Origin of the sequence: Rahnella inusitata (genome assembly GCF_965118895.1) — a bacterium.
Taxonomy (GTDB): Bacteria; Pseudomonadota; Gammaproteobacteria; order Enterobacterales; family Enterobacteriaceae; genus Rahnella; species Rahnella inusitata_A.
The window spans coordinates 15,015-30,950 of the sequence record NZ_CBCPJJ010000002.1 but is presented as its reverse complement, the minus strand read 5'-3'; the positions used below and the strand labels follow the sequence as shown (position 1 = coordinate 30,950).

The 15,936-nt window shown below is 56.6% G+C and carries 13 protein-coding genes; all 13 read right to left on the bottom strand.

Annotated features, from left to right (window positions below; all coding sequences use genetic code 11):
* Window positions 1-41 precede the first annotated feature (41 nt).
* Window positions 42-980, bottom strand: a complete 939-nt coding sequence (rbsK, locus tag ACMHLI_RS01665; RefSeq protein ID WP_413527989.1) for a ribokinase — start codon at window positions 978-980, stop codon at window positions 42-44.
* The gene (gene alsK, locus ACMHLI_RS01660; RefSeq protein ID WP_413527988.1) at window positions 977-1,921 is read right to left on the bottom strand and encodes an allose kinase; all 945 of its coding nucleotides are present in this window, start codon (window positions 1,919-1,921) and stop codon (window positions 977-979) included. The genes rbsK and alsK overlap by 4 nt, the downstream gene beginning before the upstream one ends.
* A gap of 15 nt (window positions 1,922-1,936) precedes the next feature.
* Window positions 1,937-2,617, bottom strand: coding sequence for a D-allulose 6-phosphate 3-epimerase (gene alsE / locus ACMHLI_RS01655; protein ID WP_413527987.1), 681 nt, complete (start codon window positions 2,615-2,617; stop codon window positions 1,937-1,939).
* Between the two features lie 41 nt (window positions 2,618-2,658).
* Complete coding sequence (locus tag ACMHLI_RS01650; RefSeq protein ID WP_413527986.1) at window positions 2,659-3,744, bottom strand: ABC transporter permease; 1,086 nt, start codon at window positions 3,742-3,744, stop codon at window positions 2,659-2,661.
* An 11-nt stretch (window positions 3,745-3,755) separates the two neighbouring features.
* The gene (locus ACMHLI_RS01645; protein ID WP_413527985.1) at window positions 3,756-4,745 is read right to left on the bottom strand and encodes an ABC transporter permease; all 990 of its coding nucleotides are present in this window, start codon (window positions 4,743-4,745) and stop codon (window positions 3,756-3,758) included.
* The gene (locus tag ACMHLI_RS01640; protein ID WP_413527984.1) at window positions 4,738-6,270 is read right to left on the bottom strand and encodes a sugar ABC transporter ATP-binding protein; all 1,533 of its coding nucleotides are present in this window, start codon (window positions 6,268-6,270) and stop codon (window positions 4,738-4,740) included. The genes ACMHLI_RS01645 and ACMHLI_RS01640 overlap by 8 nt, the downstream gene beginning before the upstream one ends.
* Before the next feature lie 2 nt (window positions 6,271-6,272).
* A complete protein-coding gene (locus ACMHLI_RS01635; RefSeq protein WP_373283430.1) occupies window positions 6,273-7,259 on the bottom strand; it encodes a substrate-binding domain-containing protein in 987 nt (328 codons plus the stop codon).
* Between the two features lie 19 nt (window positions 7,260-7,278).
* A complete protein-coding gene (locus ACMHLI_RS01630; protein ID WP_213051292.1) occupies window positions 7,279-8,136 on the bottom strand; it encodes a DeoR/GlpR family DNA-binding transcription regulator in 858 nt (285 codons plus the stop codon).
* A gap of 332 nt (window positions 8,137-8,468) precedes the next feature.
* Window positions 8,469-9,215, bottom strand: a complete 747-nt coding sequence (locus ACMHLI_RS01625; RefSeq protein ID WP_413527983.1) for an SDR family oxidoreductase — start codon at window positions 9,213-9,215, stop codon at window positions 8,469-8,471.
* 629 nt (window positions 9,216-9,844) lie between these two features.
* Window positions 9,845-12,718, bottom strand: a complete 2,874-nt coding sequence (gcvP, locus tag ACMHLI_RS01620; RefSeq protein ID WP_413527982.1) for an aminomethyl-transferring glycine dehydrogenase — start codon at window positions 12,716-12,718, stop codon at window positions 9,845-9,847.
* 108 nt (window positions 12,719-12,826) lie between these two features.
* Complete coding sequence (gene gcvH, locus ACMHLI_RS01615) at window positions 12,827-13,213, bottom strand: glycine cleavage system protein GcvH (protein ID WP_112164197.1); 387 nt, start codon at window positions 13,211-13,213, stop codon at window positions 12,827-12,829.
* 54 nt (window positions 13,214-13,267) lie between these two features.
* A complete protein-coding gene (gene gcvT / locus ACMHLI_RS01610) occupies window positions 13,268-14,365 on the bottom strand; it encodes a glycine cleavage system aminomethyltransferase GcvT (protein ID WP_413527981.1) in 1,098 nt (365 codons plus the stop codon).
* Window positions 14,366-14,688: 323 nt separating this feature from the next.
* Window positions 14,689-15,915: an FAD-dependent 2-octaprenylphenol hydroxylase gene (ubiI, locus tag ACMHLI_RS01605; RefSeq protein ID WP_413527980.1), complete on the bottom strand. Its 1,227-nt coding sequence runs from the start codon at window positions 15,913-15,915 to the stop codon at window positions 14,689-14,691.
* Window positions 15,916-15,936: the final 21 nt, after the last annotated feature.

The following is a 15,936-nucleotide window of genomic DNA, read 5'->3' as shown; positions in this document are numbered from 1 at the left end:
ATAAGTCCTGAATTTTATTCAGGACTTATTTTAATTTCAATCTACTCAACATTGATAATGTCGTTTTGTCGTTGCCGCGCCTCCTCAAACGTCGGCATCGACGCCGCCGCACCGGCCCTTTCCACACAAACCGAAGCGTAGGCGGAAGCAAACAAAGCGGCGTCTTGCAGCGTCGCTCCGGCGGCAAGCTGTGCGGCCAGCGCGCCGTTAAAGGCGTCACCCGCGCCGGTGGTATCAACCGGCGTTGCCGGGCACGCGGCGATCAGCTGGATTTCACCATTGACCGACAGCAGCGCGCCCTGTGTACCGAGCGTGATGATCAGCGCCTTTATTCCTTTGGCGTGCAGCGCGAGGGCGGCGCGTTGTGCCGACGGAATATCGCGTACCTCAATGCCGGTCAGCAGCGTACATTCCGTGGCGTTCGGCGTGAGCAGATCCACCTGCGCCAGCAGATGGTCGGAGACCGGCTGGAACGGTGCAGGATTGAGGATAATGTAGGTGCCGTTTTCTCTGGCTATGCCTATCAGCTTTTCGATCGCCGGTAAATTATTTTCCAGCTGCGTCAGGAGGATATCCGCCGCCGCGATAGCAGGACGGCACTGTTCGACCTCTTCGTCGGTGACCGTCAGGTTGGCACCCGGATCGACTGCGATCATATTTTCCGCATCGGCACCGGCAACATAAATCAGCGCGTTGCCGGTCGGGCATTCGCCGGTGGAAAACAGCGTGACGGCGTCGAAACCGGCGCTGTCGAGATGGCGACGGGCGAACATGCCGAAGTCATCGCGCCCCACTTTGCCGATGTAATGCACCCGCGCTCCGGCGCGCAGCGCGGCGACGGCCTGATTTGCGCCTTTACCGCCCGCGCCCATCATACTGTTGCGGGCAATCAGTGATTCCCCCGGTTGCGGAAAGCGCGCCATGCCTGCGACGATGTCGAGGTTGAAAGAACCGAATACGCATACCTTGCCTTTGTTCATGCCTCTCTCCTGAAGGAAAACGGTCGCGCTGCAACGGCAGGCTGCGACTGAAAAACGCGCTGTGCGGCCAGACATGCACCCCGGCAGCCGGTCTCGTCGGTAATCGCGCTAAAGTGAATACTCAGTCCGTTCGCCGGATACGGGCTGCGCAGATGACTGCGTAACTGCTGTTCGAGCAAAGCGAGCGGGAAGTTCTCCATCGCCAGCACGCCGCCGCCCAGCACCAGAAACTCTGGATCCAGAATGTTCATTTCGCTGGCGACGGTACGTGCCAGACGGGCAACAAATTCGATTAAATCGCCATGCCCGGCGTGCCGCGTAAACAGCTCGGCGAAAGGCGTTTGCGGCGCATGTTGTCGCGCCCAGCCGGTCAGCCAGTTGCCGGAAGTCAGGGTCTCGACGCAGCCGGTTTTACCGCACGGACAGAGCAACAGATTGCCTGCCAGTGGGATATGACCAAGCTCACCGGCACCACCGTGCGCGCCGTGATAAAAATCCCCATTGATCCACAAACTGTTGCCAAGGCCGGTGCCGAGATACAGCCCGACCGCAACGTCCGGCAGCGCGCCGTGCTGCTGTAAATCCCACCACATCAGATGGTTAACGTCTTTATCCATTGTTACCGGCAGATGCAGACGCTCCGACAACAGCGCCGCCACTGGCTGGTTATCCAGCGCGGAAATGAACGGCAGCGACAGCACGGTATTGCGGTCGCGGGAGAGAACGCCCGGCAGGCCGAGCATCACCTGTGACACCTGAGAGTGCGGATCCTGCGTAAGCAGATATTCCGCGATCAGTCCTTCCAGACCGCTTAACGGGCAGCTCTGCCCTGCCCAGCTTTGGGTCGGCCATTTGCGGTAGCCGCGAAACTGTTGCTGGCTGTCCATCAGCATTAAACGGGTGTTGGTGCCCCCGACGTCGACTCCGAGAAAGTGCGGCATACGGCTCTCCTGCCCTCAGGCTGCGTGACGCGCCTGACGCATCTGATCGAGCATTTTGTCCCAGGCGATATCCAGATCATCGTCCAGCGTGAACAGGCCGGAGCTGCCAACGATCAGCACTTCCGCACCCGCCGCCAGCAGATCCTGATAGGTGCGCAGGTTGCAGGAACCGTCGATCTCGATCAAATAGCGATAGCCTTTTTGCTGTTTGAGATCGCGCAGCTGGGCTATTTTTCCCAGCATCTCCGGGATAAACGGCTGCCCGGCGTAGCCCGGATCGACGGTCATTACGGTGATTTTATCCACCAGATGAATGTAATGCTGGATGTACTCCACCGGCGTTGCCGGGTTCAGCACCACGCCGACTTTTTTCCCCAGTGAGCGGATCTGGTTAATGATGCGGAACGCGTCGCGGTTGATGGTTTCGGCGTGCGGACAGATAAAATCGGCACCGGCGAGGGCAATCGGCTCGATAAAGTCCGACGGGTTTTCCACCATCATATGCACGTCGAGGATCAGCGGCGTGTGCGGGCGGATCTGCTCGATAAAGAACGGCGACAGGGTGATATTTTTGACGTAATGACCGTCCATGATGTCGATGTGCAGCATATCGGCACGGCGGTTCAGCACGGCCAGCTGCTGTTTGATGTCGATCAGGCTCATGCACATCAGCGACGGAGAAATTTTGTATTCCATGATGTTGTCCTTGGGTCAGAAGCAATAAATTAATGAAAACATTAAGGTTGCGCCGCGCGCGCTTTGGCTGCGCTCATGTGCCCCGCCCGTTTCTGCAAGAAGCGCGCGCGGAAGAATTTCAGCGCCAGTACCACAATCAGCACCGCGCCCCACATCGCCAGGCTGAAATGCGGGCTGACGTTCATCAGATTCAGGCCGGTGGAAATCACCTGCAAAACAATCAGCGAGAGCACCACGCCCGCCACTTTGCCGAATCCGCCGTTGGGGTCGGTGCCGCCGAGAATGATGGCGAGAACCGTCAGCAGCAGGTAAGAATCGCCATAGCCCATGCGCGCCGAATTGAAACGCGCCATCATGATCAGCCCGGCAATCACGCATAACATGCTGGAAATCACGTAGATGGCGATCAGCACGCGGTGGGTGTTCACGCCGCTGAAATGGGTGGCGTTGATGTTGCTGCCGCTCATGTAGATGTATTTTCCAAGGCGTGTGCGCTCTAAGAACACCGCCACCAGTACCGCCGTCAGCAGGAAAATAATCAGCGGCACAGGGATGCCGAGCAGCGTCTCTGCGCCGATGAAGCGCACGATGTCCGGCATGCCGCTGATCGCCGCGCCGCGTGAAAGGTAGATACCGACGCCGTTCACCATCGTCATAGTCGCCAGCGTCACCAGAATCGGATGCGCACCGACGTAAGCCACCAGCGCACCGGTCAGCATGCCAATCACCAGCGCCAGAATCATTGCGCCGACCAGCGCCAGCGTCAGCCACACCGCCTGCATCGCCATGCTGGCATCCGGCGGTAGCCAGGTCAGAAACACCCAGGCCATCAGTAAGCTGGTCAGGTTAGCGGTGGCGATAATGCACAGGTTCAGGCCGCCGCTGAGGATCGGGATAAACATCGCCAGCGTCAGCAAACCGAGCTCCGGCAGCTGGAAGGCGACGCTCATGAAGGTGGCGTCACTGAAGAATCGCCCCGGCATGGCCAGACTGAAGCCGATGATCACCACCAGCAGCAACAGCGATAATCCGAGTGTCGTGCTATCTATTTTCAGGGAAGCGATTTTCAGGCGAGGCCGCGCATCAGGCTTCGCCTTAAGACTCACATTTCTGCTTTTTGCTAACATAGCGATTTTCCTCAGGCGAAGCCGACTTCGGTTTCTTTGCGTTTTTTATAATGAGTGACGGTGATGGCCGCGACGATCACCACACCGATGACGATGTTCATGAAGTAGCTGGAAACACCTATCAGGTTGAGACCGTTCTTCAGCACGCCAATCAGGAACACACCCATCAGTGTGCCGACCACGCTGCCTTTGCCGCCATTGAGGCTGGCGCCGCCGAGTACCGCGGCGGCGAGGACGTCCAGTTCACCACCGACCAGCGCATTCGGCACCACTTCACCGACGCGATACACCTGCACCAGCCCGCCGATAGCCGCCATTGCGCCAAGATATCCGTAAGCGAAAAGATGCAGCAGACCGACGCGGATCCCGATGCGGCGCGCTGATTCCTGATCGCCACCGACCGCAAACAGCTGCCGCCCGAGGTGCGTTTTGTTCAGCAGGATCCAGCTCAGCCCGGCGACGCCCAGCATTACCACCACCGGCAGGCCAATCTGATAATGCTGCTCGCCGACGCTGAACGGCAGTACCCGGATTGGCGTAGTCAGCCAGTCAGGCAGGTCGTACAGGCTGGTGCCGTTGGTCAGCCACATCAGCATCCCGAACAGCAGTGACTGCATACTGATGGTGACGATGATCGACACTATGCGCAGGCAGTAGATCAGAATCGCGTTGATCATCCCAAGCACGGTGCCGATGGCGACAGCCAGTAAAATGCTGCCCGCCGGGCTGCTCAGGCCGAAGTGGATCGCCAGCGTAGCGATGATGTACTGCACCACCGACGCCACCGCTGCAAAGGAAATGTCGATACCGCCGGTGACCAGCACCACAAACAGACCGAGCGCGAAAATGCCGCTGACGGCGTAGCTTTCAGTGAGATCCAGCAGGTTCTGTAAGGTCAGAAACTGGTTGGTGAGCAGGGAAAAAGTGACGATAACCACCAGCAATACCCAGGCCAGATAGCCTTCGTTGCTGGACGGGCGTAACCGGCTGAGCTTAAGCATTGACTGCCTCCGCAAGCTGTTGCTGAGTAATGCCGCGCGGCAGGTATTCACCTACCACCGTCCCTTCGCTGAAATGCAGCACGCGGTCACAGTTGAAATAGACTTCCGGGACTTCGTCGGAAATCAGCAGGATCGAAATCCCCTCTTCCGCCAGCTGGTGGATCAGCTGATAGATGCTGGCTTTGGCACCGACATCCACGCCGACGGTCGGCGAATCGAGGATCAGAATTTTCGGCTGAGTCAGCACCCATTTCGCCAGCACGATTTTTTGCTGATTACCGCCGGACAGCGTAGAGATCGCCTGATCCGGATTGGCGACTTTGACGCCGAGTTTTTCGATCCACTGCTGAATGATCTTGTTTTTGCGGTATTCGTCGATCAGATGAAAACGGCTGCGTAGCTGATCCATGATCGCCAGCACCGTGTTGTCACCGACCGACTGTTGCTGGATCAGGCCGAGCGTCAGCCGGTCTTCCGAGACGTAGCCGATGCCGGATTTAATGGCGTCTTCATGGCCGCGAAAACGTACCGGTTTGCTGTCGAGATACAGTTTGCCGCTGTCCGGTTTGGTCATCCCAAACAGGCTGAGCGCCAGTTCGGTACGCCCGGATCCGAGCAGGCCGCACAGGCCGAGCACTTCACCGGCGTGCAGTTTGAAACTGACATCGTGGTACTGGCCTTCGCGGGTGAGTTTGTCGGCTTCCAGCATGATGCGTTCATCATTCATGTTGGCGGCTTTCAGGCGGTAATCGAGTTTGAGGCCGGTCATCAGCTCGGTCAGACGTTCGCTGCTCACCTCAGAAGCCGGGAAAGTGCCGACTTTTTTGCCGTCGCGGATAACCGTCACGCTGTCGGAAATCTCCAGCACTTCGTCAAGGCGATGGCTGACGAAGACCACGCTGATACCTTTGTTTTTCAGATAATGCACGGTGCGCAGCAGCTGGTTGACTTCGGTTCGGGTCAGCGAGGCGGTGGGTTCATCCATAATAACCAGCCGCGCATCGGCAACCAGCGCGCGGCAAATCGCCACCTGTTGCCGCTGGGCAATCGGCAGCGTCGAGACTTTACTGTCGAGATTTAAGCTGTAATTCAGTTCGGTGAGAATGCGCCGTGCAGTCTCCCGCAAGCGTGACGGGCGATACCACCCCATCAGCCCGTGCAGGTTGTGGTCGAATGCGATGTTTTCGGCGACGCTCAGGTTAGGGAACAACGAAAGATCCTGATAAATCACCTGAACGCCAAACTGCCGCGCCTGATCCGGAGACAGCTTGCTAAAACGCTGGCTGCCCTGCGAAGGCGAACTGAGCGTGATCTGGCAACCGTTATCCGGCTGATAAACCCCCGAGATCACTTTGATCAACGTACTTTTTCCGCAGCCGTTGGTGCCCGCCAGGCAGTGAACTTCGCCCGGCATCAGCCGCAGGGAGATATCGTTGAGCGCACGCTGTCCGCCAAAGGTCACCGACAGATTCTGTACATCAATCAGCGGTTCGTTGTCTGTTTGAATGATCTCGGAGATTGCCATGATTACAGCCCCATTTTGACCAGTTTCGGCAGATTGGCTTTGTCCAGACTTTCGGTTTCGTTACCCAGAATGGTGTGCGTGGCGTCATCTACTTTGACTTTGCCCATGCCTTCAATGGTCATGCCGTCAGTGATTTTTTCGCCTTTTTCCAGCTTTTCGGCGATGCGTACGAAGACTTCACCGGCGACCATCGGATTCCAGATAAAGCCGCCTTTGATGGCACCGGCTTTGACCAGACTGGCGCCCTGTCCCGGACTGAACGGTCCGAATACGCAGATATCGTCCGTTTTGCCGCGGTTAAGCACCGCACGCCCTGCACCGATCGGGCCTTGTGAACCGATCGCCAGAATGCCTTTCAGGTTGGCGTCTTTGGACATCAGATCATTGGTGGTACGGATGCTGTCGTCGAGGGATTCACCGACGCCAAACTTGTCACCGACCAGGTGCATATTCGGGTAGTGCTCTTTCTGATAATTGATGGCGGCATCGGCCCATTTCTGATGCAGCGGCACCGTTAAGCTGCCGACGTACACCGCGTAATCGCCCTTCTCTTTCATGCACTGCGCGAGGGCGACCATGTGCGTAATGCCGTGCTGGGTGGCATCGACCATTTCAAAATCCCAGTCGGCGTATTTCTGATCCGGGGATTCATGGACGATGACTTTGATCCCTGCGTCGTGGGCGCGTTTCAGCACCGGTTCGAGCACGCGGGCATCGTTAGGCACCACGCCAATCACATCCACTTTTTGCGCAATCAGATCTTCAATGGCGCGCACCTGCAATGCCGGATCGGCGCTGGTCGGCCCGACCTGCCAGGCGTCGATCCCGCGTTTGGCCGCTTCACTTTTGATCCCGGCCTCCATCGCGTTGAACCAGGCGTTACCGCCGACTTTCACCACCACGCCCATGCGGATTTTGTCGGCGGCGTGGGCTGACAGGGACAACATGGCTGTGGCAAACAGGCAGGCAAGAACGGATTTCTTGATCATGTTTTCTCTCCAAAGAGGTTCAGTTATTTGCCGCAGCGAGAGGGCCGTTGCGGCTGTTTTTAGTTTTTTTCTGTAGGGGTGAAGGAGAAACCTCAATTACGTTGACGTTGCTCCAGGCCAGTTCCTGTCGGAATTCTTCATCCTCGAGATGGTCTGTTATCAGTGTGTCTATTTCCCGGTAGTGGCAGATCCGCGCAAAAGAGCGCCGGCCGAATTTGCTGGCATCGGCCAGCAAAATTTTGTGCTCGGAGGAAAGCAGCATTTGCTGTTTCAGCCGTGCGTGATGCTCGTTACTTTCACGAATACCGCCTTCGTGGCTGATGCCGTGACAGGAGAAAAACAGTTTGTTGATCACGAACTCTTTCAGCATTTGTTCGGCGAGTACGCCGACAAAATCCTCATACTTCGCCGAATACTCGCCGCCCAGCCCGATAACCCGCACATTGGCTTTCACCGCCAGCGTCTGGATGATGTGCACCGAGTTGGTCAACACCACCAGCTGGATGTCCGGCAACTGCCGGGCCAGAAACCAGCTGCTTGAGCTGCTGTCGAGCAGCAAACAATCGCCGGGATTAATCAGCTGCAACGCGCGCTTGGCGATGCGGGTTTTGCTGTCGGGGGACTGGTTACTGCGATCGCGAAACGATTCTCCCTGCTCAATCTGCGACGGCACCGAGGCTGTCCCGGACGCCGCATGTTGGGCAAATACCGCGCCGCCATGACTGCGTTGCAAAATCCCGCGCCTTTCCAGCAGTGCCAGATCGCGCCGCGCAGTCTCCAGAGAGATGCGGCATAACTGCGCCACTTCCTGTACCAGAATGCGTCCGCGCTGGCTGAGGATTTCAGTGATAAAACGATGGCGTTCTACAGGCAGCATGTGGTGATTCCTCTTTCCCGATGTCAATTAGGATACGCAGCCGGATGCTTACGGAATGCGCAGTGCCTCAAAAGCGACCGCGTGCATTTTTCGCCGCTGTCGTCATGTGATAGTTGTCACGAAAAGATGAGAAGAGATGAAATGTTAAAGTTTGGATCTGTGGCGGGAACGGCATTAAATCGTCATTCAGGCTGCAACAAGACAGCAACAGTTTTGCAAACGGTCACAATTCCTCGTGCGCCCCAGTGACCGCATGTGACCGTTTATGTTGTTTTGACCGTTTGGGAATAAAAAAAGCACCCGCAGGTGCTTTTGACGTTTCTCAGGGGGGATTATTTTCCGCCTGCCAGCTCCAGAAAACTGCCGGTCACGTAGGAGGCTGAATCCGACAACAACCAGCAAATCGCCTGCGCGACTTCTTCCGGCTGACCTCCGCGCTGCATCGGCAAACTGGTTTTCACGCGATCCACCCGCCCCGGCTCACCGCCGCTGGCGTGAATGTCGGTGTAGATCAAACCGGGGCGCACGCAATTAACACGTATACCGCAGGCCGCCACTTCCAGTGCCAGACCGGTGGTCAGGGTATCAACCGCGCCTTTCGATGCCGCGTAATCCACATATTCACCCGGTGCGCCCAGCCGGGAGGCCGCTGAGGAAACATTCACAATCGCCCCGCCCTTTCCACCATGGCGATGCGACATAATTTTCACGGCCTCGCGACAGCACAGGAAATAGCCGGTCACGTTGGTAGACAGCACATGGTTGATCCGCTCAGCGGTGAGATTTTCGATGGTCGATTGCTGGAACAGAATCCCGGCGTTATTGACCAGTGCGGTAACCGGGCCGAGTTCATTGGTTAACCGCTGGAACATGGCCACAACCTGCGTCTCCTCAGCGATATCGGCTTGCAGAGCGATTGCCCTTCCGCCGTTGGCGGTGATCTGGTTGACGACATCCTGCGCGGCAGCTTCATTATTGAGGTAATTGACGCCGACGGCGTAACCTTGTTCGGCGAGTAATATCGCCGTGGCACGGCCGATGCCGCGGCTGGCACCGGTAACTAACGCTACGCTTTTCATGGGCAACTCCATAGGGGAAGGTAAGCAAATCATAGAGGGGATGGTTTCAATGACAACTTTGGCTTTGGCTTTGGCTTTAATTTCAAGGTCAATACCTTGGGCTCGCCGCTCAAACTGGCCTTAAGGGGGGCTTATCACCGCCCCCCCTTAAGAATCCCAGGCTCTTTAAAACATGTGCCATGCAAACCGGCTATGTTTCAGCGGCTTTCGCTATTGCTGCAAAATCCCGCCGCTACGCGGTTCCCTACGGTCGGGTTACAACTTCACCCACTCTGATCATTTCAAAAAAAAAGATAATTGCTCAATCCAGATTTCTTTTAAAAATGGCGAGATGGCGCAATCAAAAAATCCTGCTGAACGGAGCGGCTTCGAGACCATAGGCTCGAAGACCGAGAGAAGGCACCGCACAGCGGCAGGGTTTTGCGCCACACGCGGAAGTACAAGAACACGTCCATCGGCCTGGCGATAGCGCGTGTTTTAAAGAGCCGGAGATTCTTAAGAGGCGCGGCGACAGGCGCCTCTTAAGGCCGGTTTGGGTGGCAACCCTAGGTCTTGACCTTAAACCCGGTTCGGGTGGCGAGCCCAAACTGACCTTAAGGCCGGTTTGGGTCGCAACCCAAAGGGTTTAATTACTCGTAATCACTCATCGGCACACATGAGCAGAACAAGTTTCTGTCTCCGTACACGTCATCCAGACGCTTCACCGCTGGCCAGTATTTATTCTCGCTGCCTGCCGGGAAGACTGCCAGTTCGCGTGTATACGGATGAGTCCACTCACTGACCAGCTCGTCCTGCACGTGCGGAGCATTCACCAGCGGGTTATCAGCCAGCGGCCATTCGCCTTTGGCGACGCTGTCGATTTCACCACGGATGGCCAGCAGCGCGTCGATAAAGCGATCCAGCTCGACTTTGCTTTCTGATTCGGTTGGCTCAACCATCAGCGTACCGGCAACCGGGAAGGACATGGTCGGGGCGTGGAAGCCGTAGTCGATCAGACGCTTGGCGATGTCCATTTCACTGATGCCGGTGGCTTCTTTCAGCGGTCGGATGTCCAGAATACATTCGTGCGCCACGCGACCATCGCGGCCGGTGTAGAGCACCGGATAAGCATCTTTCAGACGGGTGGCAATGTAGTTAGCGTTCAGGATCGCAACCTGGCTGGCCTGTTTCAGGCCTTCCGCGCCCATCATGCGGATGTACATCCAGCTGATTGGCAGGATGGAGGCGCTGCCGAACGGTGCGGCGGAAACCGCGCCGTTTTGCGTCAGGACGCCGTCAATCTGTACTACGCTGTGACCCGGTACAAACGGCGCCAGATGCGCTTTCACGCCGATAGGGCCCATGCCCGGACCACCGCCGCCGTGTGGGATACAGAAGGTTTTATGCAAGTTGAGGTGCGAAACGTCCGCGCCGATATAACCTGGCGTGGTGATGCCGACCTGTGCGTTCATGTTAGCGCCGTCGAGATAAACCTGACCGCCGTACTGATGAACAATCTGGCAAACTTCGCGGATGGTTTCTTCGTAAACGCCGTGCGTAGACGGGTACGTCACCATGATACAAGACAGCGCATCGCCCGCCTGCGCCGCTTTCTCACGCAGATCGCTCAGATCGATATTGCCCTGTTTGTCGCAGGCAACCACCACCACCGTCATGCTCGCCATCTGTGCTGACGCCGGGTTGGTACCGTGCGCGGAACTTGGGATCAGGCAAATGTGACGGCTGCTTTCGTTACGGCTTTCGTGGTAACGGCGGATTGCCAGCAGACCGGCGTATTCGCCCTGCGCACCAGAGTTCGGCTGCATACAGACAGCATCGTAACCGGTCAGTTGCACCAGCCACTGTGACAGTTGACCAATCATTTGCTGATAACCGGCGGCCTGTTCAGTCGGGCAGAACGGGTGCAGTTCAGCGAATTCCGGCCAGGTGATTGGGATCATCTCGGCGGCGGCATTCAGCTTCATGGTACAGGAGCCCAGCGGGATCATCGCCTGATTCAGCGCCAGATCCTTTTTCTCCAGACGGTGCATATAACGCATCATCTCGGTTTCGCTGTGGTACTGATTGAATACCGGATGTGTCAGGATCGGATCCACGCGCAGCATCGCGGCAGGAATTGAGTTACTGTCGGTTGAGACGGCTTTATCGAGTTTATCGATATCCAGACCGTTGTCGTCACCCAGCAGGGCAGCAAACAGGATCTGCACGTCTTCGCGCGATGTGGCTTCATCAAGCGTCACGCCGACCGCACCGTGAATATCGGTACGCAGGTTCAGACCGAAACTCAGCGCGCGTTCCAGCACGGCGGCCTTGTCTTTCACTTCCACGGTCAGGGTATCGAACCAGGTATTGTGACGCAGGGTCAGACCGCCCTGTTTCAGGCCAGTGGCCAGAATGTCGGTCAAGCGGTGAGTGCGTGAGGCAATGCGTTTCAGGCCTTCAGGGCCGTGGAATACCGCATACAGGCTGGCGATGTTGGCCAGTAAAACCTGCGAGGTACAGATGTTGGAGTTGGCTTTTTCGCGGCGGATATGTTGCTCGCGGGTCTGCATCGCCATGCGCAGTGCGGTTTTACCTGCAGCATCGCGGGAAACGCCGATAATGCGGCCCGGCATCGAGCGTTTGAAATCATCAATACAGGCAAAGAAGGCCGCGTGCGGGCCGCCGTAACCCATTGGCACTCCAAAACGCTGTGCCGAACCAAAGACTACATCCGCGCCCTGCTTGCCCGGCGCGGTCAGCGTCACCAGTGCCATAATGTCAGCGGCAACGCTGGTGATAATTTTACGGGATTTCAGTTCAGCCAGCAGCGCGCTGTAATCATGAACTTCACCTGTGGTGCCGACCTGCTGTAACAGCACGCCGAACACGCCTTCAAGATCCAGTACCTTCTCAGCCTTATCGACAATGATGTCGAAGCCAAAGGTTTCAGCACGGGTGCGAACCACGTCCAGGGTTTGCGGATGCACATCGTCAGCCACAAAGAAACGGTTGGCGTTTTTCAGTTTGCTGGCGCGTTTTGCCAGCGCCATCGCTTCAGCCGCGGCGGTCGCTTCATCAAGCAATGAAGCCGAGGCCAGATCAAGACCGGTCAGATCCAGCGTCAACTGCTGGAAGTTCAACAGTGATTCCAGACGCCCCTGCGACACCTCGGGTTGATACGGTGTGTACGCGGTGTACCAGCCCGGATTTTCCAGCATATTGCGCAGGATAACCGGCGGCGTCAGCACCGCGCTGTAACCCATACCGATGTAGGATTTGTAGCGCTGATTCTGGCTGGCAATGGCTTTAAGCTCAGCCAGCGCCTGATGTTCGGTTACGGCATCGCCGACGGCCGGTGGCCCCGGCAACTGAATATCGACCGGAACGATCTGCTGGATCAGGGCATTTAACGAACCGGCACCGACCGTCTCCAGCATGTCTTGCTGCTGCTGAGAAGACGGACCAATGTGGCGGCCGATAAACGCTTCGCTGTGTTCGAGTTGGCTGAGAGTCTGAGTCATTTGCTACGCATTCCTGAAATCTGCTGGAGGTGTCTTGGGATACTGACAAAAGCTACGGGTGTTGAATGCGCCCCGCAAACGGGTTGCGAGGCGATCGTGCAGTCTTACTTATTCGTCGATCGAGGAACCATAGGCTGCTGCATCAAGCAGGTTAGCCAGTTCGGCTTCGTCTGACGCTTTAATCTGGAACAGGAAACCGGCACCGTATGGCTCGCTGTTCACCAGCTCAGGGGAGCCTTCCAGCTCGCCGTTCACCGCGATGATTTCGCCACTGATCGGGGAGTAAATATCGGAAGCCGCTTTCACGGATTCTGCCACGGCGCAGTCTTCGCCAGCGGCCACTTCACGGCCGACTTCTGGCAGATCAACAAACACCATGTCGCCCAGTAATTCCTGTGCGTGTTCGGTGATGCCCACGGTGTAAACGCCGTTGCCTTCTGAACGCACCCATTCGTGGGAAGAGGCATATTTCAACTCTGCGGGAACATTGCTCATCAATAATCTCCTGAAAATGTTTTTAAATTTTTGTGTTCAACTCAATCGGATGGGTTATTGCGCCAGCGGTTTACCGTTGCGGACAAAGCCCGGTTTGGTGACTTTTACCGGCATCTCACGGTTACGAATTTGCACAATCGCCTGCTCGCCGATGCCTGCCGGAACGCGCGCCAGCGCGATGCTATAGCCCAGCGTCGGGGAGAATGAACCGCTGGTGATCACGCCTTGTTGGGTGTTGCCTGCGGCGTCGGTGAAATGCACCGGCAGTTCGTTACGCAATACGCCCTTTTCGGTCATTACCAGACCGACCAGCTGTTCGGTGCCCTGCTCGCGCTGCCTTTCCAGCGCTTCACGGCCAATAAAATTGCGGTCTTCCGGTGCCCAGGCGATGGTCCAGCCCATGTTGGCCGCCAGCGGTGAAACGCCTTCATCCATTTCCTGGCCGTAAAGGTTCATACCCGCTTCCAGACGCAGCGTGTCACGCGCGCCAAGCCCCGCAGGCTGCACGCCCGCCGCCAACAATTTCTGCCAGAAATCTGCGACCTGTTCCTGCGGCAGTGCGATTTCATAGCCCGCTTCACCGGTATAGCCGGTGGTCGCGATAAACAGATCGCCCGCCTGTACGCCGAAGAACGGCTTCATGCCCGCGACAGCTTGTTTTTGTTCAGCGGTGAATAAGGTTTCGGCTTTTTCTTTCGCCTGCGGCCCCTGAACGGCCACCAGCGCTAAATCATCACGCACGGTCAGTTCGACGCCGTACGGTTCTGCATGCTGCGAAATCCATGCCAGATCTTTCTCGCGGGTCGCGGAGTTCACCACCAGGCGGAAATAATCTTCGGTAAGGAAATAAACAATCAGGTCATCAATCACGCCACCCGACGCGTTAAGCATGCCGGTGTACAGCGCTTTGCCAGGAACGGTGAGTTTGGCGACATCGTTCGCCAGCAGGTAACGGAGGAATTCACGGGTACGGGCACCGCGGAGATCAACAATGGTCATGTGGGAGACGTCGAACATGCCGGCATCCTGGCGCACAACGTGGTGTTCATCCAGCTGGGAGCCATAATGCAAAGGCATCATCCAGCCGTGGAAATCGACCATACGCGCACCGCACGCGACGTGTTGTTCAAAAAGCTGAGTCTGCTTAACCATCTTATTCCTCATGACGAAAAGGCTGCCTGAAAAAGTCGAAATTCGCAGGGAGCGCAAACGATACCCTTTACCTGAACTTACCACCGAATCCCCCTGCTAACCATAAGATAAAATATGCAGAGCAAAGGGAATGTCAGTTAATTAGCAGGGGCATTGTGCAGAGTTTTTGACTGGGAAAATGGGGTTTGTGGCGCAAAATCTACAAATAAACAGCAAAAATATCGACGTTATATAACGACAAGGCCGGATTTCTCACCATTTGCAGAATGAGAAATCCGGCCCCGGATTAGAAAATGTAATGGAAAAACTGAGCTGAAATTAGATTATTTCAATCGAAGCGGATCGTCATGCAACCATTCGGGTAAATCGTTCAGCCCCATAGCCTGACGCACTAATTTAGGTTTTACGCCCGGCAGAGAATCAGCCAGCGTCAGGCCGATGTCGCGAAGGAGTTTCTTCGCCGGATTGTCACCGGCAAACAGTTCGCGAAATCCCTGCATTCCGGCCAGCATCAGTGCTGCACTATGCTTGCGTCGGCGCTCGTAGCGGCGCAGATACATGTGCTGTCCGAAGTCTTTGCCTTCTTTTTGCAGCCGTCTGATCTCAGATGCCAGCTCGGCCGCATCCATAAAGCCTAAGTTGACGCCCTGCCCGGCCAGCGGATGCACGGTGTGCGCCGCATCCCCCACCAGCGCCAGACGCTGTCCGGCAAAGCTGCGGGCATAACGACCAGTCAGCGGGAAGGTCTGACGTTCGCTTTCCACGCTACAGATGCCCAGACGCAGATCGAAAGTGCTGGCGAGAATTTTGTTGAATTCTTCCGGTGCCAGTCCGCGCAGTCGCTGTGCTTCATCCGGCGAAACGGACCAGACGATCGAAGATAAATGCGCATCGGCCAGCGGCAGAAAGGCCAGAATGCCATCGCCGTGAAAGACCTGGCGTGCAACAGACTGGTGCGGCTCTTCGGTGCGAATGGTCGCCACCAGTGCATGATGGCGGTAATCCCAGAATGTCAGCGGGATATCGGCGTGCTGACGAAGCCACGACTGTGCGCCGTCTGCGCCAACGACTAAGCGCGCGCTCATCTGGCGTTCGTCACTAAGCGTGATAAAGGCGTCGTTTTCGCCCCACGCGACGTTTTTCAGCGTAGCGGGTGCCAGCAGGGTGATATCAGAGGATTTCTCCGCCTGTTGCCATAACGCGCGGTGGATCACCTGATTCTCGATGATGTGACCGAGATGGCTGAATCCGTATTCTTCACCACGGAATGCGATTTTGCCGAAGCTATCGCGATCCCAAACTTCCATCCCCTGATAGGCATTGGCGCGCTGCGCGGTGATATTGTCCCAGACACCGATATATTTCAGTAAACGCTCACTGGCGGCATTGATGGCTGAAACACGCAGTCCCGGTTGTTCCGGCAAAGGAGAATCGAGATCCGGCTGTTGGCTTTCAAGCACCGCAACGCGCAATCCGCTGCCCTGTAATCCGCACGCCAGCGCCAGACCAACCATCCCGCCCCCGGCGATAACCACATCAAAAGATTGCATAATTTTTCCTGTAAGGATCAA

Bases quoted from the DNA above. Each gene is read 5' to 3' on its own strand.
- rbsK (WP_413527989.1), bottom strand. From the start codon at position 980: ATGAACAAAGGCAAGGTATGCGTATTCGGTTCTTTCAACCTCGACATC.
- alsK (WP_413527988.1), bottom strand. From the start codon at position 1,921: ATGCCGCACTTTCTCGGAGTCGACGTCGGGGGCACCAACACCCGTTTA.
- alsE (WP_413527987.1), bottom strand. From the start codon at position 2,617: ATGGAATACAAAATTTCTCCGTCGCTGATGTGCATGAGCCTGATCGAC.
- ACMHLI_RS01650 (WP_413527986.1), bottom strand. From the start codon at position 3,744: ATGTTAGCAAAAAGCAGAAATGTGAGTCTTAAGGCGAAGCCTGATGCG.
- ACMHLI_RS01645 (WP_413527985.1), bottom strand. From the start codon at position 4,745: ATGCTTAAGCTCAGCCGGTTACGCCCGTCCAGCAACGAAGGCTATCTG.
- ACMHLI_RS01640 (WP_413527984.1), bottom strand. From the start codon at position 6,270: ATGGCAATCTCCGAGATCATTCAAACAGACAACGAACCGCTGATTGAT.
- ACMHLI_RS01635 (WP_373283430.1), bottom strand. From the start codon at position 7,259: ATGATCAAGAAATCCGTTCTTGCCTGCCTGTTTGCCACAGCCATGTTG.
- ACMHLI_RS01630 (WP_213051292.1), bottom strand. From the start codon at position 8,136: ATGCTGCCTGTAGAACGCCATCGTTTTATCACTGAAATCCTCAGCCAG.
- ACMHLI_RS01625 (WP_413527983.1), bottom strand. From the start codon at position 9,215: ATGAAAAGCGTAGCGTTAGTTACCGGTGCCAGCCGCGGCATCGGCCGT.
- gcvP (WP_413527982.1), bottom strand. From the start codon at position 12,718: ATGACTCAGACTCTCAGCCAACTCGAACACAGCGAAGCGTTTATCGGC.
- gcvH (WP_112164197.1), bottom strand. From the start codon at position 13,213: ATGAGCAATGTTCCCGCAGAGTTGAAATATGCCTCTTCCCACGAATGG.
- gcvT (WP_413527981.1), bottom strand. From the start codon at position 14,365: ATGGTTAAGCAGACTCAGCTTTTTGAACAACACGTCGCGTGCGGTGCG.
- ubiI (WP_413527980.1), bottom strand. From the start codon at position 15,915: ATGCAATCTTTTGATGTGGTTATCGCCGGGGGCGGGATGGTTGGTCTG.